A 20271-nucleotide genomic window follows, 5' to 3' on the forward strand; every position below is an offset into this window, starting at 1 on the left:
GGACCGGTGGAGGCCTACGCCATTCCGGTGAGCGGAAGCCGGACCGTGAACGTCGTCCCCGCCTCCGCGGTCGATATGACTTCGATGCTCCCGGAGTGCGCTCGCACGAGCTGCTTCACGATGTAGAGCCCGAGCCCGATGCTTCGGCTCGCGCGGTCGTACGTCGCGGCGGCGCGCTGGAGCGGCTCGAAGAGCTTCGGCAGGAAGTCCGCTGGAATCGGCGCCCCCTGGTTGTGGATGTCCAGCACCGCCGAGCCGCCGACTTCGCTCAGCGCCGCCGTGACGTCGGTACCGGCCGGGCTGTACTGGAGCGCGTTGGCCAACAGGTTCGTCAGCACCTGTGAGATGCGGTCCGCGTCCACGCAGGCCTCGAGGCGCGCTGGCAGCGTGCTGACGACCTTTCGGTCCGGCCAGGCGAGCGCCACCTCCTCGATGACGTGCCCGCAGACGCTGGCGAGGTCCGCTGGCGCCCGCGCAATCGGGATGCCGCCTCCGAGCCGCGCCCGGGTGAAGTCGAGGAGGTCACGAATCATCCTCGCCGCACGCTGCCCGGCGGAGCGAATCCGGTTCATCGACTTCGTCGTGCGCTCGTCGAGACCTCCGTTGCGAAGCAACACATCGGCGCTGACGAGGATGGCGTTCAGCGGATTGCGCAGGTCGTGGCTGACGATGCCGACGAGCTGCTGCTCGAAGCTCTCGCGCCGCTTGAGCTCCGTCACATCTCGCGAGACACAGAGAATCTTCTCCGGCCGGCCGTCCGCGCCGCGAATCGGCGTGAGCACCACGTCCCACCAGAGAGACTTCCCCTTCATCGACGGGCAGTGACCGACGAAGCGGCCCGGCTCTCCGGCTCGCGCCCGCTCGAGGGCTGCCGCGGCGGCGGTGCGATCCGCGTCCTTCCAGAAGTCGAGCCAGTCGGTGCCGACCACCGCGGCCAGGTCCTCGATTTCGAGCATGCACTGGCCCGCCTGGCTCAGCGAGAGCAGGCGGCCTGACACGTCGAGAATCTTGATGCAGTCAGCGCTCGCGGCGAGGACGCTGTGGTTGAGCTCTTCGCTCGCGCGCAGCGCCTCGTGCGCGGCGCGGGCCTCTTCCTCGAGCCGATGGATGCGGAGCACCGAGCGCAGCGCATGGCCCAGTCGGGCCGGAGAGAGCGAGGACTTCGCGAGGTAGTCGGAGGCACCCGCCTTCATCAGCTCGACGGCGACCTCGGCGTTGTCCTGCCCGGTGAGGACCACCACGGGCACGCGGACCCCCCTGGACCGCGACTGGCGCACCACGTACAGCCCGTCATAGGTGGGCAGGTTGAGGTTGAAGTCCAACAGGACGAGGTCGAAGGGCTCCGTCTCCAGCAGCCGCAGCGCGGCAGCCGCGCTCTCGCACTCCTCGGCCTTCACCGCGAACCCAGCGGAGAGCATCATCCGCTTCACCGTCATCCGGTCAAACTCGTCGTCGTCGACGATGAGCGCACGCAGCGGCTCGAGGGAACGCCGTTCCCCGGAAGCCGCCGTGGACGAGGCTTCCGCGAATGCGTCCGGCGTCAAGGCATCTCCACGAGGGTCCAGTACTTGTTGAGCGCGGAGGTGAGCTCGACGAAGTTGACGAAGGTGACGGGCTTGAGCAGGTAGCCCGCGACGTTCAGCTTGTACGCGTCGACCTTGTCGCGCTCCTCGTTCGACGTGGTGAGCACCACGACCGAGAGCCCGATGAGCTCGGGGTCCTGCCGAACCGCGCGCAGGAATTCGATGCCGTTCATCTTCGGCATGTTGAGGTCCAGCAGGACGAGCCGGCGGCCGCGAGGGACTGTGCCATCCCGCAGCATCCGCAGCCCTTCGAGACCGTTCTCCGCGACATAGATGGGGTTGGTGATTTTGTTCCGGTCGAAGGCGCGGCGGACGTTCATCACGTCCACCTCGTCATCCTCCACGAGGAGGATGTGCATCGTCCTGTCTTCTGTCACGCCGTTCCTTCCTTCCTGGGCCACGTGAAGTGGAACTTCGCTCCGGCTCCAGGGGAGGATTCGACCCACGCCCGTCCACCCCGCGACTCCACGACCTTCTTCACCACCGCGAGACCGATGCCGGTGCCCTCGACCTTGTCGCGAGCCTCCAGCGTCTGGAAGATTCCCCAGATGCGCTCGTGGAACTCGGGCGCGATGCCGGGGCCGTTGTCCGTGACGGTGAAACGGCAGAGCTCGCCGTCCTCCGCCGCGCTCACCACCACCCGGGCATCCTCGCGGCGCGCGTGCTTGAGCGCGTTGGTGATGAGGTTCATCAACACCTGCTGGAACGGCACGCGCTCCGAGTAGAGCGCCGGGAGCTCGCCCTCAACCTCCAGCACCGCCGGAGGCCTCGGAGCGACGAGCTCGATGAGCTCGTGCAGCACCTTGCCGACGTCCATCAACTCCGGCTTCCCACGGACGCGGCCCGCGCGCGAGTACTGGAGGATGCCGTCGATGAGGGCCTCCATCCGGTGGACTCGCCGCCGCATCAGCTCGAGGTGCTTCTTCGAGTCCGCGCCCAGCGCGGCGCCGAGGTCCTCCTCGAGCCACTGCGACAAGTTCGCGATTCCGCGCAGCGGCGCCTTCAAGTCGTGAGAGGTGACGTAGGCGAACTGGTCCAGGTCCTGGTTGCTCTGCTCGAGCGCCCGGATGAGCCGCTGCGCCTCACGGAACAGGCGCGCGTTGTCCATGGCGATGGCGGCCTGTGCGGCGACCCCCACCGCGAGACGCTCGGCGCGCTCGGTGAAGACGCCTTCCTTGCCATGGCCGAAGAAGAGGCCCCCCAGCACACGGCCGTCGCGCGAGACGACCGGCACCGCGAGGTAGCTGACCACCGGCAGGTGCCCGCCCGGCATCCCGTGGTACGGCGCGTTCTGCCCGTAACGCGAGTCCTTCCGGATGTTGGCGACCCGAACGACGCCCTCGCCCGCGAAGGTGGGGGCGAAGACCTTCGTGTTCCGAGGCATCGGGAACTTCGAGAAGGCTTCTCGCGGCACGCCGGAGATGGTGTACAGCGTGTACGACTCACCCCGGTCGTCGACGACGTTGTAGAAGAACGCGCCGAACTGCGCGCCCGTCAGCCGCGTCGCCGAGTCGGTGATGGCCTGCACGAGCTTGTCGGTGTCGAGCTCCGCCGCGATGGACTGCCCGACCTTGTTCAGGAGGTCGAGCGTCTCGCTCTCTTCGCGCGCCCTCGCCTCCGCCCGCTTGCGCTGGACGCCGACCGCGACGGAGTCGGCAATCGAAGCGAGCGCGGAGAGCGTGCCCTCCTTCAAGGGCACCCGGGAGAACATCGCCATCACCCCAATCACCTTGCTGTCGACGATGAGCGGGTAGCCGGCGAAGGAGACCATGCCCTCACGCTTCGCCCACTCGCGATTCCCAATGCGCTCATCGTTCAGCACGTCGTTGGTGTGGTGGGGCCTGGCTTCCCGCGCGATGAGGCCAATCTTGAACCTGCCGACGGGGATGCGGGCGTGCGGGCCGTCGAGGTGCGTGTACTGGCCCGCGCTCGCCTGAAGCTCGAGGACGTCGCTGCCTTCGTCGAGCGTCCAGATGCGCGCGAACGCGGCGTCGAGGTGACGCACCATGGCTTCCGCGCACCGATGCAGCACCTCGCGGATGGACAGCGCGCCCGCGAAGGCGACTCCCAGCTCGGCGCTCAGCGCGAGCTCGTTCTGACGCTGCCGCAGGAACGCCGCCGCCCGGGTCTCCTGCTGCCTTGCGCGAACCTGCTCCGTCACGTCGTAGGCGACCGTCATGATGCCTTCGACGTTGCCGTTCGTGCCGCGCATCGGCTGGTAGACGAAGTTGAAGAAGCGCTCCTGCTCCTGGGCCTCCTCGCTCGCGCGCAGGCGCACCGACAGCTCCTTGCCTTCGAAGGGAGTCCCCGAGGTGTACACCTGGTCGAGGATGGCGAAGATGCCCTGGGACTCGAGCTCCGGAAACGTCTCGCGCAGGGGCCTGCCAACCCGCACCTCACGGCTCACGAGCCGCTGATACGGAGCGTTGACGAGTTCGACGTGGTGCTCGGGCCCACTCAGCACGATGATGGGTGCGGGCGCCTGCATGAAGAGGCTGTGCAGGTGCACGCGCGCACGCTCCGCGTCTACCGTTCGATTCATCCGTGGGACCACCTCCGGCCCACTGTCGCCGGAGAAGCTCCCGATTTCACGAAGGGCTCAGACCCAGGGGATGGTGCGCGTCTCGAAGAGGACAGACCTCCTTCGCAGTGGTGACCAGGCAACAGCGTGGCACGAACACCGGGTTGAAGCGCGTCCAGCCCGAGCGGGACCTCCGGCCGAACGGCCCCCGTGCAGGGGCCTCGCCTGTCAGCGAGGGCGCTCGGACGCGCTCCTCCACGTCAGAGAAGCTCCGCGAGGCGAGCTCGGTCCACGTCGACCTGGAGCTGGCGGGCAGCGATGGCCGCCGCACGCCCCAGGACCCCGGTATACGTGGGAAACGAGAGCGGAACGCGAGCCAGTTCATCCACTCGCATCCCCGCCGCGATGGCAATCGCCGCCGTCTGGACCAGGTCGACCGCCCGCTCACCCACCACGTGGCAACCGAGGATCCTCCGCGTGGAGCGGTCGACGATGAGCTTGCAGAACCCCGTCGTCCGACCATCGATGATGGTGCGCGTCGTCGAGTCGAAGCGCACCACCGCCACGACGATGTCATGCGCTTGACGCGCCTTCGCTTCGGTCAGGCCCGCTTGCGCGTACTCGGGGTCGGTGAAGCTGCCAATCGGGCACACCTCGTCCGTGACGGAAATCATCGGAGCTCTCGCCGCGTTGGAGCCCGCGACGAACCCGTCATGCAACGCCTGGGGGACCAGCATCAGGCGCCCAGTCACGTCTCCGGCGGCGAAGATGTGCGGCGCGGAGGTTCGCAGCTGCGCGTCGACGCGCACGAAACCTCGCGAGTCGGTCTCGACGCCCGCGGCCGAGAGGTTGAGCGCGGAGGTGTCTGCCATCCAGCCCACTGCGACGACGACGAGCGCAGCCTCGGCGCTGTCTCGCACGCCATCCCTGGAGAAGACCATCCGCACACCCCCCGGCGTCCTCTCGAAGCGTTCAATCGTGCCGAAGTCCTCGCGCACCACCATGCCGGCCTGACGAAAGGACTCCGCGACGGCGGCGGACACGTCTTCGTCCTCGGTCGGCACAATGCGCGCGTCCGCCTGGAAGAGCTGCACCCGCGTGCCGAACGCAGTGAAGACCGACGCGACCTGTGCTCCCGTCGCGCCACCGCCGACGACCACCATCGTCGGTGGAACGCTGGTCAGGCTCCACGCATCGCTGTGGGTCGCCGTGAGCTCGAATCCCGGAATCGGGAGGCGCCGGCTCACGCCGCCGGAGCAGAGGATGAACTTCTCCGCTCGAAACCGCAGCCCGCGCTGGGTCTCGACGGTGTGCGAGTCCACGAAGCGCGCCGAGCCGGCGTGCTCGTGCACGGAGACACCCGCCGCGGCGATCTGCTCGCGCAGGGCCGCTCGAGCGCGAACGTCGCCAGTCACCTCGCGCACGCGCGTGAGAAGTCGCGAGTAGTCCAGCACTGGCTCGGTCACCGCTATGCCATAGCGTCCCAGCTGCCGAGCATCGCGGAGCAACCGTGCCGCCTGCGCCAGCGTCCTCACCGGAACCGGTCCATCGTGGGCCGCCATGCCGCCGAACTCGTCGCGAGTGACGAGGGCGGTCCGGGCGCCCAGGTCGCCGGCACGGAGCGCCGCGAGCAGCCCCGCGGGTCCGGCACCGATGACCACGACATCCATGCTCGCCGAGTCATTCATGTCCGTAGCTCCGCCAGCCACCGCAGCGCTCGCAACCCGGGCATGAAGCAATACTCGCCTCCGCGCGTGACCACGAAACGAGGAAGGCCTTGCAGACGCCTGGGGATGGGCCGCCTCGGGAATGAGAACACGCCGGTTCCGTCGTTCGCGCCGGCGATGGAGTCCTTCGCATCGCCCAACCCGAGAAAATCACCGCCGTTGATCCACTCCGCCTGCACGAACTCGAACTGCCGTCCGAGGTGCGCGCCGATGAAGGCAAACATCAACCCCCGGTCGGCGCCGTCGTCCTCGAGGACTCCCTCGGGCAGCTCAGGCCCGTAGGCGGTTCCGCGCCGGATCATCCGATGGAGCCTGACCACGCCGGCGACGGCCGCGTCACGGGGATTCGCTCGCCGGACGTGCGACGCGGGAGGCGTCTTGTACCCGGTCGGGTCATCCGAATAGAGGAAGTCATTGTTGCGCGACGGATCGGCGCCCAGGTCGGGAGCGTCGTGGTGGGGGCACAGCGCCAGCGGCGCGCCGCTCCGCCACCTCCCCATCATCTTCGCCGCCAGGCACTCCTCGTCCTCCGGGCTGCTCGAGGTGTTCTTCAGGTACTGCCTGAACGCGGCCACGCGCTGATGAAGCTTGCGGAAGGCGACGTACGTTCCATTGCGCCCCAGGACGTCAGGCTGGGGCATCGGGGGCAAGCTGCCCGTCTCGTCGGTGTAGCCGAGGACGAATTCGCCTGCCCTCAACGGCTCCTCGCGGGGATTGCTTCCTGGAATGCCGCTACCCTCGATAGCCGGATGGCTGATGCCGTCCCTGAACCCGAACGGCTCCTTGCCGGTGCTCAGTGCGTGGCAGTCCTGACGCCAGATGGCCTCGATGCCGCCAAGCTCCCGCAGGGCCTTGTGCGCGCGCTCCAGGGCGGCTCCGAGTCGAGCCGGGTCCGGCGCAAGGGCCGTCAGCACGACGTGGACGTCGCTCGTTCCCAGCGGCGCTTCCCAGTGTTCGGGGCTGCTCTCGCCACCGTCTCCCAGCGCCTTCGCCCGGGCGACCATCCCCTGCCGGAACTCCCACGCGAAGCTGTCCAGGGAGTCCCGTGGTACGCCCAGCGCCTCGAGCCCGTGATACGTGAGCGCGACGCTGACCCAGCAATCGGCGTTCGGGCTGCTCGGATGGGCGGCCGCAGCCACCACCGAGACGAGCCGCCCCATCAGCTCCCGTCCCGCGCTCCGGTCGTCGATGCGGAGGAGGATGTAGGTCGCGACGTACGGAGAAGGCCGGGGCCGCAGCACTCCACTCTGGATGTCGTCCAGTTCGAGCATCTCAATGGGCCGTGGCCAGGTTCTTCCAGAAGCGCACGAGGCTCTCGTCCGCCCCGAACAAGGTGCTGAAGATGGTGGAGTCGGCCACCAGCACGTCGCCGGCCCTGCCGTCGCCCGGCGGCACCCACACCAGCGCATTGAACTCGGTGTTTCCCGCGTTCGTGAATGGGTGTGGCCGGGTCCGGTCGATTGGCTGCTTCGCCAGGACGCGAACCGAACGGGAGTCCTCCGTCGTGACCGCATAGTGCGGCAGGTGCTGGTGGAAGTTGAAGTTCTGGACCCCGGTGAGCCAGCCGCGCGTATCCAGGTCTGCCATCACCGTCAATGGGACGCTCCGGTTCGTTCCTTCGACGACGGCAGGGCGGAGCCCCCAGCGATTCTCGACAGGGATTCCCAGTCCCTTCATCAACGAGCGCGTATAGCCGCCGAAGCGTTGCTGCCGGGGCACCAGCGCGTCGCCATGGTGGGCATATTCCAGGGCGCGCTCCTTCAGGTCCGGCGAGTGCCCGACGTCGTGGTGTGGGCCAATCACCAGACAGGTGCCTTCGCGCCCGAGGAACGCGCGGACCGCTTCAATCTCCTCCGGGGCGGCCACCTGCTCGGTGACGTTGTGGTCCAGCCCGAAGACGAGCAGCGTGTCCGCATCGCCGAGGACCCTTTCGTCGAGCGACAGGGTGAAGCCCGCCTGGTCGACCCGCTGAAACATGGGGACCCCATGCCCGGTGACCTCCTCGATCACCTGCTGGAACTTCACCCATGCCCAGAAGAAGAGCTCCAGTGAGCCCGAGATTCCCTGCTGGAACCTCAGCGGGTCCGCCCACTGAGGGGACTCGTAGTCGGGCCAGAGCACCCGGCGAACCTCGGTCATCGTCGAGAACCGATTGTCCATTTCGGTTGGATTTCGATTGGCCTCTCCGGGGTAGCTCCAGGACGTGTAGACGCTGACTCGCCGATGCCCCTTCGAGTATTTCCTCGGCGTGTGGTTCTGGTTGTACGTCCGCCCGGGAGTTTTGCTCATGACAGGCCCCCCCTACTGCATCTGCTCGAGCATCTCGGCGAGCGCGGCCTTGATTTTCAGAGCCTTCTTGATCTCATCGCCCGTGAAGTATGGGTATTCGCCGTACTCGAGAAAGCTGTTGCACTGGTGGTCTCGGATGAACTTGATGAACGCAGGCGTGTTGGTCTTCCAGTCCATTGGAAAACCCTCGAGGCTCTCGAAGGCCGTGTTGATTCCGGACTTCGTGAAGAGAACGACCGCGTCCTCGGTGTATTTGTCGAAATCGGTGTCGAAGATGCCCTGATACATGAACCGGGTGTCGTCATCGAAGAGCACCCAGCGGAGGTAGTGGAGCTTGAGCGGCGCGAGGAAGGCGGGGTCGGCCTTGAGCGCGTCGGCCAGCCGCTGGCCGTAGCCGCGCATCACCTCCGCGCGCCCCGGCTTGACGTGGGCGACAATCGTGAAGCCGTAACAGGCGGGGGTCTTCGGGTAGATCGGACCGTACTTCCCCCTTTCGAGGTGATCCGTCGACCTGGGTATGGCTATGGCCTGAGGTTTGATCTCCATCGCTCGGCTCCCTTTTCGCGTGCACCTCAAGTTCGTGGTGGGTCCCAGAACCTGCAAGTGCGGTCGCCTTCGAGCGGACGAGCACACGCAATCCCGTCGTCTCATCACGCCAGGCCGCAGGACCAGGGTACCGAAGGAGCGCTCGGCCACTCCGCTCGGCTCGGCGTTGCAGGTGACGGCTCGCTTCCACACGTTGGTGCCGTCCGTCAGCCGGTCTTGACACCGTACCGGGAGGCCGGCCGCGAGGCCCCGCGAGGCAGCAACAACCGGGCCGCGTTCTCCCTCATGACGAGCTTCAATTGAGGCCCCGCCAGCACCTCGCGCGCAACGCCCAGGAAGAGCTCGAGGTGCTCGGCCTGACGACCATCCTCCCGAAAGACGGGCCAGTCCGTTCCGAAGAGCAGCTTGTGGGCGGGGCCGAACCTGAGCAGGTGGGTCAAGCCCTGCCCTCCCGGATTGCGCGACACCTCCTGGAACCCACTCACGTCAGCGTAGACGTTGGGCCGGAAGGCGCAGAGCATGGCGCACTCATCAACATAAGCGGTCGCTGCGTGGGCGAGGATGAAGTTGACGTTCGGGAACAGGCGCGCGGGCTCATCCACGAACCCGGGACGTGCGTACTCGAAGCTCAGCTTGGATGAAGTCGGCCCCATGTGCAGGAGAACCGGGACGTTCCACTCCGCGCAAAGCTCATAGAAGGGATGGAGAGAAGGGTCGTCGGCCCGGTAACCGCACGGAGGATAGAGCTTGAGGCCGCGGAATCCGTACTCCCTCAACCCTCGCTCGAACAGGGTCAGCGCATCCCTGCCCCATCGCGGATCTACGCCCGCCATGACCTGGAAGCGCCCCGCGTGTCGCTCGAGGATGCCGCGATGCAGCTCGAACATCTCCGCGATGGTCAGCTCGCAATCCCGCAGGCAATACGTGAAGTCCGGGAGCAGGAGGACCGTCCAGTCGATTCCTGCTTCATCCATCTGCCGCACGAGCTCGTCGCAGTCATGATCCTCCATGCTCTCGAGCGCTCTGTCCACGAGGCGCTCGCGGTGGGTCGGCACGCCCAGGGCTTCGTGCATGGCGATGATGTTGCGAATGCCGCCGTCCACGAACGAGCGCGGGATGAACCGCCGTGAGGCTGCATGACAATGTGCATCAATCACCCCGGCCCGTACCTGGCTCGGCTCACCCATGGCCATTCCCCTGCATCCACGTTGCACGGGCCCCCCGGCCGAGGTCCAGGAGCTCACCGATGGTCCGGACCGAGCCGAGCTGATGCTGCAGCGGTTCCACTGGCACGGGGTAGCGCTCGAGGAAGCGGCCCACGATGAGCACCAGGCACAAGGAATCAATTCCTACCTGGCGGAGTGTCGCCTCGGGACGAAGGTGACGAGCCCTGCCCGGAGGCAGGGCTTCCTTGATGACGGCCAGCAGGTCTTCATCATCGACGGACACTGACATCCTTGGAGTCCTCCCACTTCCGGGCAGGGATGGGCCCCTGCGAGTCCAACAACCTCCGGAGCGCCGGGCGGTTGAGCTTGAGGTTCTGGGTCAGGAGGCCATTCTGCGAAGTGAACGGCTCCCTGCTGAACACGACGTGCGTAAGGCCCTGTCCCGTCTGCTCCAGGACGACCCGCTCCAGTTCACGACGTGCGGCCTTCTCGAAGCGAGGGTCCTGGCTCGCCGCGTGGACGACACAGGCGATCCCGAAATGCCCCTCGGGAAGGAGCGCTGCCTGGTGAATCAAAGGGACGCCGATGAGCTCGCGCTCGATGGACTCCGGATGGATCTTCCGGCCATCTCCAAGCACAATCACATTCTTCTTGCGGCCCATGAGATGGAGAAAGCCCTCGTCGTCGAATCGGCCCAGATCGCCCGTCGCGACCCTGCCCTCGCCCAGATACGTCTCCTCGTTGACCCTGGGCTCGACGCCGACGTAGCCCGCGGTGAGTGGGACCTGCCGCTGGACGACGATTTCCCCGTCCGGCAGCAGCTCCACTCGAACGCCAGCCGCGGGGCGCCCGACGCTGCCGGGGCGGGCCGCGCGAGGGGTGTTGCAGGCGATGATTCCGCATTCCGTCATGCCATAAGCCTCGAACAGCGGCAGTTCGAGGGCGGCATACACGTCCAGGGTCGCACGCCCGACAGGCGCCATCCCCGTAATCATCAACCGTATCCGTCCTCCCAGCTCCGAGAGGACCTTCCGCCGGAGCGGTGAAAGCACCACGCTGCCCAACAGGCCCAGCCCCTTCTTGCTGACTCGAGCGCGAGCCGCCGTGCGAATCACCCACCGGAGCAGCGGGGAGCTCGTCACCCTGCGGGCGATCGCCTCGAAGAACAACGGTGGCGCGAGCAGCACCGTGGGCCCGGTCTCCTTCAGCGCGGGCAGGAGGTGTATCGGCTCGATGAGGACGAACGAGATGCCGTACCAGATTGCCGCGTACACCAGGAAGCGCTGCTGAAGGTTGGCGACCGGCAGGAACAGCAGCAGGGTGTCCGAAGCGTCGAACGCATAGGTGTCCCTCAGTTCGTCGATCGAACGCTCGATTCCCGAGCGTGGCACGGAGATACATCGGGGAGTCCCAGAGCTGCCCGACGAAAAAACCCGAAAAGGGATGGCCCACTCCGGGTCACGCTCCCGCGGACTCCCAGCCCTCAGGCGAATCGGGTCGGGTGAATCCCCATCCGCGACCCAGCCCAGGTGGGTAAATCTGGAAGTGGGCGTTCCCCCTCCTACGAGCAACAACGCGACGAGTTCCTGCTCCGCCGCGAACTTCTCGAGCTCTCCCTCCAACTGGGCGCTCGTGACTGCGACGCTCTCACAGCGGAGCGACACCAGCGCAAGGTCGAGCACGATCCATTGGTAGCAATTGCACGCGAGCACACCTACGCGCATGAACGACCCAAGGCCGCGGCGACGTAGCTCATCCACCTTTTGACGCACGTCTTGCCGCAACTGCACAAAGGACCGGCTCACCCATCGCTGCTGGTCGCGAATCGTGACCCGAGCAGCCGGGTGGGCATCCAAGCGGGCCACCAGTTCCGTGAGCTCAGCCAAATGTGCTGCTCCTCGCTTCCCGCGGATTTCGAAGCCCTTTGCTTCAACGCACGAATACGTCACCACTCGCGGGCTTTCAATACAGGTTCACCCGATACATGAAAACCCGAGCCCCACGGTAAATTGACAAATCAAAACCCATATCGCTACAAGCACCGTGAGGTGACACGTGCCAAGAACGATTCTGGTAACTGGCGTCGACAAGCCGCTCGGCGGCCTACTGGCGGCATATGTCCTCGCGACCAGCCAGGACTCCCTGCTCTGCCAGGCCGCCGAGGCGCCAGACGCATCGGTGGCCTGGCTCGAGCAACGAATACGGTCCAACTGGGCTGCCTCTACCTTCGGCTCCGGCACCCTTCTGCCCGAGACCTTCGCCCCTCGGCTACGCCTCCTCGAGGACTCACCCCGGAAGAACGAGCGGATAGACGAGGTCTGGAGCCTTGGCCCCACCCAGGCGTTGACCCTGGCTCCACGCCATGAGCCCCAGACAGGCGGCCTGGCGCGGCTGCGCTCCTTGTTTCGAGGTCATCAAGTTGGCGTCGTCAATCACGTCAGCACCGCCTACGTGGCCGGAAGCAGACAGGGTCTGATTCGCGAAGAGCCCTTCGACGAGGGGTACTCCGTGAACACCCCGGGAGAGGCTGCCGAGCGTGCCGCGGAGTGGGAGTTGGTAACCTGCGCCCAGGAAGCAGACGTTCCCTGGCGCATCTTCCGCCCAGCGATGCTCCTCGGCGTTCCCCTTCCTCTCGCCCCCTCCTCCCCGGGAGCACTCCAGGGCTTCCTCGCGGCCCTCCTTCGCTTCAAAGAGCTCATCGACTCCAAGTCGCCCGCCTACCTCGAGCAACATCCCCTCCGCCTGGCACTCACCCCAGGCGCCGGCCCGAACGTCATTCGGGTGGAACAAGCCTTGGAGTGGATGTTCCAGGTAGCGCGCGCCTCGACGCGCGAGACTGGCTACTTTCACCTCGTGACTCCCGAGCCCTCCTCGCTGGAACCCCTAGGCCAGCACCTCAGGGGCGCCACCGGACTGACGCTCAAGTGGGTGAGAGCCCGCGCGGAGCAGAACCCCATCGACACCCTGCTGCAGGCGCGCATCGCTGCTTTCGATTGCTACCTGACCCAGCCCCGGCGCTTCGACAGTACTCGCGCTTGCCTGGGCGCAGTAGCTGGCGGCCCTTCTCTTCCCGACTGGGAGAGGCCAGACGGGGACCCACTGCTCGAAGCCTTCCATCAGCAGTGGCTGGCGTCGAGGCAGGAAGCACGCCATGAGGTGACACGAGCGCTCGAATCACTGGTTCGGCGCACGCTCTCCGCTGACGACGGGGCCCCCATTGAATACCAGGTCGCGGGGAGCGGGCCGGTGCTGATCTGTATCAATGCCATGGGACAGAACCTCTCCGTCTGGAGCTGGTTCATCGCGCACTTCCTGAAGAGCCATCGCGTCATCTACTGGAGCCCCCGAGGCACCTATGGTCCTCCATCGCACTGCCCCACGGTTGGAGCCCAGAGCGCCGAGCTCGAGCTCATCCTGAAGCAAGAAGATGTCCAGCAGTGCCGCATCGTCGCATGGTGCAGTGGGGCCAAGATTGGAATCGAGCTGCTGAACCGCAGACCTATCGCATCCGCGATGGTACTGGTCACCGGCGCCTACGCCCCCATGAAGGGACTGGAGCATCTCGAGACGACGTTCCAACGCACGCTCCGGCAGATGTGCCAGCTGGTGAACCAGCGGAAGGAGCAGGCGGCCCTGGTAAAGACCGCCATGGTCTCGATGGTGACGCGCGACCCGCCCACCACCTCCGGCTCCTTGCAGGCCAGCCCCGTGGACGTGCTGGCGCTCCCCAGCCGCGAGCTCAGGGCGGCCGTCGCCGAGCCCTTCGCTCAGGTCCAGAGCATCTGCAACTACAGCTTCCAGGTGGTCGACTACGCGTCACATGACGTCTCCCCAATGCTCAAAGGCGTGACGACCCCCACCCTGCTACTCGGAGGAGAGCTGGATCAGGTCGTCTCATCCGAGGTGTCCAGGGTGGTGTCGGAGCGGTTTCCGGCCGCACACTTCGCGGAGCTCCGAGGCGCAACCCACTACTGCCTCTACGAGAACGCCGAGCTGCTCATCGAGCTCGTCGAGCGGTTCTTCGAATCACCGCGGACCTTCCGCCCCGAGAGTCCGGAGCTCAGTCGAGTCCAGTCCGCGGCATGCCCCCCTCAGGGGTGAAGTTCCGCCAGGATACTCCTCTACATACAAACATGTATGGGGCCCCCTCGTATGGACGGTCTGCGTCCATTGAGCCACGCTTTTCAACGGAATTGCATCGCAGGGAATCAGCATCCTTCAACCAGGACAGACACCCTCATGTCTCACATGCCCGACAACCGGCAGCCCCGCACCCTGGTCGAGCTCCTCGAAGAGAAGGCCTCCAGAACCCCGGAGCAACGGCTCTTTACGTTCCTGGAGGAGACGGAGGGTGAGGAACAAAGCCTGTCCTACGGCGGACTGCGCCAGCGCGCACGGGTGATAGGGACTTCACTTCAGGCACTCTCCGCGCCCGGAGAGCGCGCGCTGCTGTTGTATCCGCCCGGGTTCGAGTACCTTGCGGGGTTCTTTGGCTGCCTTTACGCCGGTCTGGTCGCGGTGCCCGCCTATCCGCCGGATCCCCTGCGACTGAACCGCACGCTCCCCCGGCTGCGAGCCATGATCCAGGACGCGCAGGCCAAGGTGGTCCTCACCACCTCGTTCATCCTCTCGCTGGGAGAGTCTCTCTTCGAGCAGGAGCCGGACCTCAGGCATCTTCAATGGATAGCCACCGACGAGCTGCCGGAGAGTGCCGCGGACTCCTGGCGCTGGCCGGCGCTCTCACGGGACACCCTCGCCTTCCTCCAATACACCTCCGGGTCCACGGGAGCGCCCAAGGGCGTGATGCTCACGCATGACAACCTGTTGCACAACCTGGGGCAGATTGCCCACACCTTTCAGATCCGCGCCGACAGTTCTGCCGTCATCTGGCTGCCCCCGTACCACGACATGGGGCTCATCGGCGGCATCCTGGAGCCCGTCTACACAGGCATGAGAACCGTCCTCATGTCACCTCTGGGTTTTCTCAAGAATCCCTACCGGTGGTTGGACGCCATTTCCCGCTTCAAAGCCACGGTCAGTGGTGGCCCGAACTTCGCTTTCGACCTCTGCGTCCGCAAGGTGACCGAGGAGCAGCGCCAACGCCTCGACCTGAGCCATTGGGAGGTGGCGTTTTCCGGAGCCGAGCCAGTGCGCCCGGAGACGCTAGAGCGTTTCACCCGCGTGTTTGGCCCCTGCGGCTTCCGTCGGAAGGCCTTCTACCCCTGCTACGGGCTGGCCGAGGCGACCCTCCTCGTCTCCGGCGGAGAGGTGTCCACACCGCCCGTCCTGTGCGCGTTGAGCCCATCGGCACTGGAGCAGGGTCAGGCCGTGGAGGTGTCCACCGGACAGCCCGACACGCGGATGCTGGTGGGGTGTGGCAGGACACTGCCGGACCAGGAGCTCCTCGTCGTGGAGCCGGAGTCACGAACGCGCTGCCCTCCAGGCAAGGTGGGTGAGGTCTGGGTCCGCGGACCGAGCATCGCGCAGGGCTACTGGCAAAAGCCCGAGGAGACCGAGCGGAGCTTCCGAGCGCGGCTCGCGGACGGAGGCGAGCACGTCTACCTCCGCACAGGAGACCTGGGGTTCTTGAAGGACGGGGAGCTCTTCGTCACCGGTCGCCTGAAGGACCTCATCATCATCCGCGGGCGCAACCACTACCCCCAGGATGTGGAGCTGACGGCGGAACAAAGCCACCCTGCATTGAGGCCTGGCTGCGGGGCAGCGTTCTCCCTCGAGTTGGAGGGAGAGGAGCGGCTGGTGCTCGTCCAGGAGATAGACGTGCGCAAGACTGGAGACCTGCGCGCGCAGCTTGACTGCTGTGAAGCGGCGGCGGCAGCCCTCCGTCAGCGGTTGGCCGAGGTGCACGAGGTCCAGCTCCACGCCCTGGCGTTGCTGGAGCCGGGCAGCATCCCCAAGACCTCCAGTGGCAAGATCCAACGCAGAGCATGCCGGGAAGCCTTCCTGTCGGGCGAGCTGCGGATGGTCTTTCGGTGGGAGGCGAGCGAGCGCCAGGAGAAGGCTCGGCCGGCGCCCGCTCCGGCACCGGCCCCCCGATTGACGGTGGCGCCCGCCGAGCTGGGAACGGAAGAAGACCTCCAGTCCTGGCTGGTGACTCACGCCGCCGAGCAGCTACGCGTTCCCGTCTCCTCGTTGGATCCGACCCTGCCCCTCACGCGCTACGGCCTGGACTCGCTGGCCGCGGTGGAGCTGGCACACACGTTCGAGAAGGGACTTGGGCTCCCCATTGCCATGGAGCAGCTGCTGCAGGGCGCCAGCCTCGCTCAACTGGCGCGCCAGTTCTTCTCTCGGCGCACCTCGGCGGACGAACAACGCGCGCCCCTGGTGCTCCAGCTGCCGCGGAACGGCCCGCTGCCCCTGTCCTTCGCCCAGCAGCGCCTGTGGTTCCTGGACCAACTGGAGCCCGACAGCCCCCGCTACAACCTCCCGGCCGCCGTTCGCATCGAGGGCGCCCTGGACGTCTCCGCACTGGAGCGCGGCTTCCAGCTCCTCGTGGCGCGCCATGAAACCCTGCGCACCACCTTCCACGCGGGCCCTCATGGGCCCACCCAGCTCATCGCCCCCTCCAGCTCCTTCCTGCTCCTCCAGGTCGACCTGCGCACGCTCCACCCCTCCCAGCGCGACGCCCACCTGCGCGGCCTCTCCTCCGAGCACGCCCTTCGCCCCTTCTCCCTCTCCCACGGCCCCCTGCTTCGCGCCTCCCTGCTTCGCCTGGACGAGCACCTCTTCGTCCTCCTCCTCGCCATGCACCACATCATCTCCGATGGCTGGTCCATGGGCGTCCTCGTCCGCGAGCTGGCGGCCCTCTACCAGGCCGAGCGCTACGGCCAGCCCTCCGCCCTTCCTGCCCTGCCCCTTCAGTACGCCGACTTCGCCTCCTGGCAGCGCTCCTCCCTCCAGGGCCACGCTCTCCAGTCTCAGCTGGACTGGTGGCGCAGCCACCTCCACGGCGCTCCCCTCTGCCTCCAGCTCCCCACCGACTTCACCAGGCCCCCCGTACAAACCTCGCGCGGCGCCGCAGTCCCCGTCCTCCTTCCTCCCTCCCTCTCCGACTCCCTTCACTCCCTCTGCCTGCGCCAGGGCGTCACCCCCTTCATGGCGCTCATCGCCGCCTTCCAGCTGCTCCTGGCTCGCTACTCCTCCCAGGACGACGTCTGCGTCGGCTTCCCCATTGCCAACCGCAACCTCCCCGCTCTCGAGGGCCTCATCGGCTTCTTCGCCAACACCCTCGTCCTGCGCTCCCGCCTGCCCCCCTCCTCCTCCTTCCTCCAGCTGCTCGCCCACGTGCGCACCGCCGCCCTCGGCGCCTATGCACACCAGGACGTCCCCTTCGACAAGCTCGTCGAGCACATCAACCCGCAGCGAGACCTGAGCCGCTCCCCTCTCTTCCAGGCCATGTTCTCTCTTCAGAGCACGCCCATTCCCGAGCTGGACGGGGACCACCTGCAGCTGCGCCGGCTCGAGTTGGAAAGCCAGACCTGCCTCTTCGATCTGATGCTGTCGCTTGAAGAGACCGCCACGGGCTTCGCTGGCTCGTTCCACTACAACACGGACCTCTTCACGGCAGCCACCGTCTCTCGAATGGCCACGCACTTCCTCGTGTTGCTGGAAGGTCTCCTGGCCCACCCTGAGCAGCGCATCTCGGACGTGTCGTTCCTCACGCCACAAGAGCGGCACCAGTTGCTGGATGAGTTGAGCGGCACGCCTCCGCTCTCCAGCGCCCACTGCCTCCACCACCTCTTCGAGACCCAGGTGGCCCGCGGCCCGGACGCTACCGCCCTCGTTGCCGGCTCCAACCGGCTCAGCTACCGGGAGCTCAACCAGCGCGCCAACCAGCTCGCGCATCATCTGCGCGCCCGCGGCGCCAGACCGGACGTTCCCGTCGGGCTCTGCCTCCAACGCTCCGCCGACCTGGTGATAGGCCTCCTCGGAATCCTGAAGGCAGGTGCCCCCTACGTCCCTCTCGACCCGGCCTACCCCACCGAGAGACTCGCCCACTGTCTTCAGGATGCCGCCGCCCCCATCCTCGTCACCCAGGACGCCCTCCGTCAGCTCCTGCCAGGCTCCGGCGCCGAGATCGTCTGCATCGACTCCGACTGGGACATCATCTCCCGAGAGTCGGCAGACAACCCTCGCGCTTCCATCCTCCCGTCGAACCTCGCCTACGTCCTGTACACCTCTGGCTCCACGGGCAGACCCAAAGGGGTCGCCATCGAGCATCACAGTGCCGTCGTCTTCATTCAGTGGGCTCTCGACTGCTTCTCGGCCCAGCAGTTGTCTGGCGTCCTCGCCTCCACCTCTATCTGCTTCGACCTCTCGGTATTCGAGCTCTTCGCCCCGCTGAGCTCCGGCGGCACCGTCCTGCTCGCCGACAACGCCCTCGCGCTGCCCTTCCTCCCGGCCGCCCATGAGGTGACACTCGTCAATACGGTCCCCTCCGCCATCGCGGAGTTGGCCCGTACCAACGCCCTCCCCTCCTCCGCCCACACAATCAATCTCGCGGGCGAGCCGCTCCCTGGCTCCCTCGTTCGGGCCCTGTACGCCCTGCCTTCCGTCGAACACGTCTTCAACCTCTACGGGCCCACCGAGGACACCACCTACTCCACCTTCACCCTCGTCCCGCGGGACTCCTCAGCGGAGCCCACCATCGGTCGCCCCATCTCCGGCACCCGGGCCTATCTGCTGGATCGAAACCTCAACCCCGTTCCCCGCGGTGTTCCTGGCGAGCTTCATCTCTCCGGCTCGGGCCTCGCTCGCGGCTATCTCAACCGCCCAGAGCTCACCGCCGAGCGATTCCTCCCGAATCCCTTCAGCCCCCAACCCGGGAGCCGCCTCTATAGGACTGGCGACCTCGCCCGCCTGCTGCCGGATGGGAACCTGGAGTACCTCGGCCGCATCGACCACCAGGTCAAGCTCCGTGGCTTCCGCATCGAGCTGGGAGAGATCGAGTCCGTCCTCCTGTCCCAACCCGGAGTGCAGCAGGCCGCGGTGCTCGCCCACGAAGAAGTCCCTGGAGACAAGCGCCTCGTCGCCTACGTCGTCGCCGCCAGGGAGCGCGCCTTCACCGCGACGGAGCTGCGACGCCTCCTCAGGGAAAAGCTCCCTGACTACATGATTCCCTCGGCCTTCGTCCTGCTCGACGCCCTGCCGCTCACGCCCAATGGCAAGCTCGACCGCAAGGCCCTCCCCCGCCTTGAGGTCCTGCCCCCAGAACGGCGGGACTTCATTCCTCCCAGCACCCCGCTGGAGAAGACCCTGGCCGAGACGTGGCGCGAGCTGCTCAAGGTGGACAAGGTCGGCGCTCAGGACAACTTCTTCGAGCTCGGCGGCCACTCCTTGTTGGCGGCCCAGGTCCTCTCGCGGATCCGCGACACCCTCCGTATCGAGTTGCCCCTGCGCGCGCTCTTCGAGTTCCCCACCCTCGAGTCCCTTGCCCGCACGATTGAGTCCGCCCTGGGCTCGCAGCAAAGCCTCCAGGCTCCCCCACTCCTACCTTCGCTGCCTCGCTCCAGCCCGCTGCCCCTGTCCTTCGCCCAGCAGCGCCTGTGGGTCCTGGACCAGTTGGAGCCCGACAGCCCCCGCTACAACCTCCCGGCCGCCGTTCGCATCGAGGGTGCCCTGGACGTCTCCGCACTGGAGCGCAGCTTCCAGCTCCTCGTGGCGCGCCATGAAACCCTGCGCACCACCTTCCGCACGGGCCCTCATGGGCCCACCCAGCTCATCGCCCCCTCCAGCTCCTTCCTGCTCCTCCAGGTCGACCTGCGCACGCTCCACCCCTCCCAGCGCGACGCCCACCTGCGCGGCCTCTCCTCCGAGCACGCCCTTCGCCCCTTCTCCCTCTCCCACGGCCCCCTGCTTCGCGCCTCCCTGCTTCGCCTGGACGAGCACCTCTTCGTCCTCCTCCTCGCCATGCACCACATCATCTCCGATGGCTGGTCCATGGGCGTCCTCGTCCGCGAGCTGGCGGCCCTCTACCAGGCCGAGCGCTACGGCCAGCCCTCCGCCCTTCCTGCCCTGCCCCTTCAGTACGCCGACTTCGCCTCCTGGCAGCGCTCCTCCCTCCAGGGCCACGCTCTCCAGTCTCAGCTGGACTGGTGGCGCAGCCACCTCCACGGCGCTCCCCTCTGCCTCCAGCTCCCCACCGACTTCACCAGGCCCCCCGTACAAACCTCGCGCGGCGCCGCAGTCCCCGTCCTCCTTCCTCCCTCCCTCTCCGACTCCCTTCACTCCCTCTGCCTGCGCCAGGGCGTCACCCCCTTCATGGCGCTCATCGCCGCCTTCCAGCTGCTCCTGGCTCGCTACTCCTCCCAGGACGACGTCTGCGTCGGCTTCCCCATTGCCAACCGCAACCTCCCCGCTCTCGAGGGCCTCATCGGCTTCTTCGCCAACACCCTCGTCCTGCGCTCCCGCCTGCCCCCCTC

12 protein-coding genes are annotated in these 20271 nt (G+C 66.8%); 2 read left to right on the plus strand and 10 right to left on the minus strand.

What is annotated here, in order from left to right; all coding sequences use genetic code 11:
• Positions 1-14: 14 nt before the first annotated feature.
• The 10 genes from G4D85_RS37900 to G4D85_RS37945 all read right to left on the minus strand — a co-directional run bounded on the left by G4D85_RS37900 (position 15) and on the right by G4D85_RS37945 (position 11718).
• On the minus strand, positions 15-1544 hold the full coding sequence (locus G4D85_RS37900) for a sensor histidine kinase (protein ID WP_164018988.1): 1530 nt from the start codon (positions 1542-1544) through the stop codon (positions 15-17).
• Positions 1541-1960: a response regulator gene (locus G4D85_RS37905; RefSeq protein ID WP_275900348.1), complete on the minus strand. Its 420-nt coding sequence runs from the start codon at positions 1958-1960 to the stop codon at positions 1541-1543. The genes G4D85_RS37900 and G4D85_RS37905 overlap by 4 nt, the downstream gene beginning before the upstream one ends.
• A complete protein-coding gene (locus G4D85_RS37910; RefSeq protein ID WP_164018989.1) occupies positions 1957-4125 on the minus strand; it encodes a GAF domain-containing protein in 2169 nt (722 codons plus the stop codon). The genes G4D85_RS37905 and G4D85_RS37910 overlap by 4 nt, the downstream gene beginning before the upstream one ends.
• A 239-nt stretch (positions 4126-4364) precedes the next feature.
• Complete coding sequence (locus G4D85_RS37915) at positions 4365-5792, minus strand: dihydrolipoyl dehydrogenase family protein (protein WP_164018990.1); 1428 nt, start codon at positions 5790-5792, stop codon at positions 4365-4367.
• Positions 5789-7102 (minus strand): Dyp-type peroxidase, encoded by a 1314-nt coding sequence (locus G4D85_RS37920; RefSeq protein WP_164018991.1) that lies wholly within the window; start codon positions 7100-7102, stop codon positions 5789-5791. The genes G4D85_RS37915 and G4D85_RS37920 overlap by 4 nt, the downstream gene beginning before the upstream one ends.
• Position 7103: 1 nt before the next feature.
• A complete protein-coding gene (locus tag G4D85_RS37925) occupies positions 7104-8120 on the minus strand; it encodes a hypothetical protein (RefSeq protein ID WP_205525881.1) in 1017 nt (338 codons plus the stop codon).
• Positions 8121-8132: 12 nt separating this feature from the next.
• Complete coding sequence (locus G4D85_RS37930; protein WP_164018992.1) at positions 8133-8666, minus strand: hypothetical protein; 534 nt, start codon at positions 8664-8666, stop codon at positions 8133-8135.
• Positions 8667-8872: 206 nt separating this feature from the next.
• Entirely contained in the window at positions 8873-9859 is a 987-nt protein-coding gene (locus tag G4D85_RS37935; RefSeq protein ID WP_240359736.1) for an amidohydrolase family protein, read from the minus strand.
• Complete coding sequence (locus tag G4D85_RS37940; protein WP_164018994.1) at positions 9846-10121, minus strand: phosphopantetheine-binding protein; 276 nt, start codon at positions 10119-10121, stop codon at positions 9846-9848. Before G4D85_RS37940 ends, G4D85_RS37935 begins: the two co-directional genes overlap by 14 nt.
• Positions 10102-11718 (minus strand): AMP-binding protein, encoded by a 1617-nt coding sequence (locus tag G4D85_RS37945; protein ID WP_240359737.1) that lies wholly within the window; start codon positions 11716-11718, stop codon positions 10102-10104. Before G4D85_RS37945 ends, G4D85_RS37940 begins: the two co-directional genes overlap by 20 nt.
• Positions 11719-11887: 169 nt before the next feature.
• On the opposite strand from G4D85_RS37945, the gene G4D85_RS37950 reads away from it, so the two are divergent.
• Positions 11888-13933: a hydrolase gene (locus G4D85_RS37950; RefSeq protein ID WP_164018995.1), complete on the plus strand. Its 2046-nt coding sequence runs from the start codon at positions 11888-11890 to the stop codon at positions 13931-13933.
• A 138-nt stretch (positions 13934-14071) separates the two neighbouring features.
• The coding region (locus tag G4D85_RS37955) for a non-ribosomal peptide synthetase (protein ID WP_240359738.1) at positions 14072-20271 on the plus strand (6200 nt) is incomplete at its 3' end.

This window comes from Pyxidicoccus trucidator, from assembly GCF_010894435.1.
Classification (GTDB): domain Bacteria; phylum Myxococcota; class Myxococcia; order Myxococcales; family Myxococcaceae; genus Myxococcus; species Myxococcus trucidator.

Bases quoted from the DNA above. Each gene is read 5' to 3' on its own strand.
- G4D85_RS37940 (WP_164018994.1), bottom strand. From the start codon at position 10,121: ATGTCAGTGTCCGTCGATGATGAAGACCTGCTGGCCGTCATCAAGGAA.
- G4D85_RS37935 (WP_240359736.1), bottom strand. From the start codon at position 9,859: ATGGCCATGGGTGAGCCGAGCCAGGTACGGGCCGGGGTGATTGATGCA.
- G4D85_RS37930 (WP_164018992.1), bottom strand. From the start codon at position 8,666: ATGGAGATCAAACCTCAGGCCATAGCCATACCCAGGTCGACGGATCAC.
- G4D85_RS37920 (WP_164018991.1), bottom strand. From the start codon at position 7,102: ATGCTCGAACTGGACGACATCCAGAGTGGAGTGCTGCGGCCCCGGCCT.
- G4D85_RS37925 (WP_205525881.1), bottom strand. From the start codon at position 8,120: ATGAGCAAAACTCCCGGGCGGACGTACAACCAGAACCACACGCCGAGG.
- G4D85_RS37915 (WP_164018990.1), bottom strand. From the start codon at position 5,792: ATGAATGACTCGGCGAGCATGGATGTCGTGGTCATCGGTGCCGGACCC.
- G4D85_RS37910 (WP_164018989.1), bottom strand. From the start codon at position 4,125: ATGAATCGAACGGTAGACGCGGAGCGTGCGCGCGTGCACCTGCACAGC.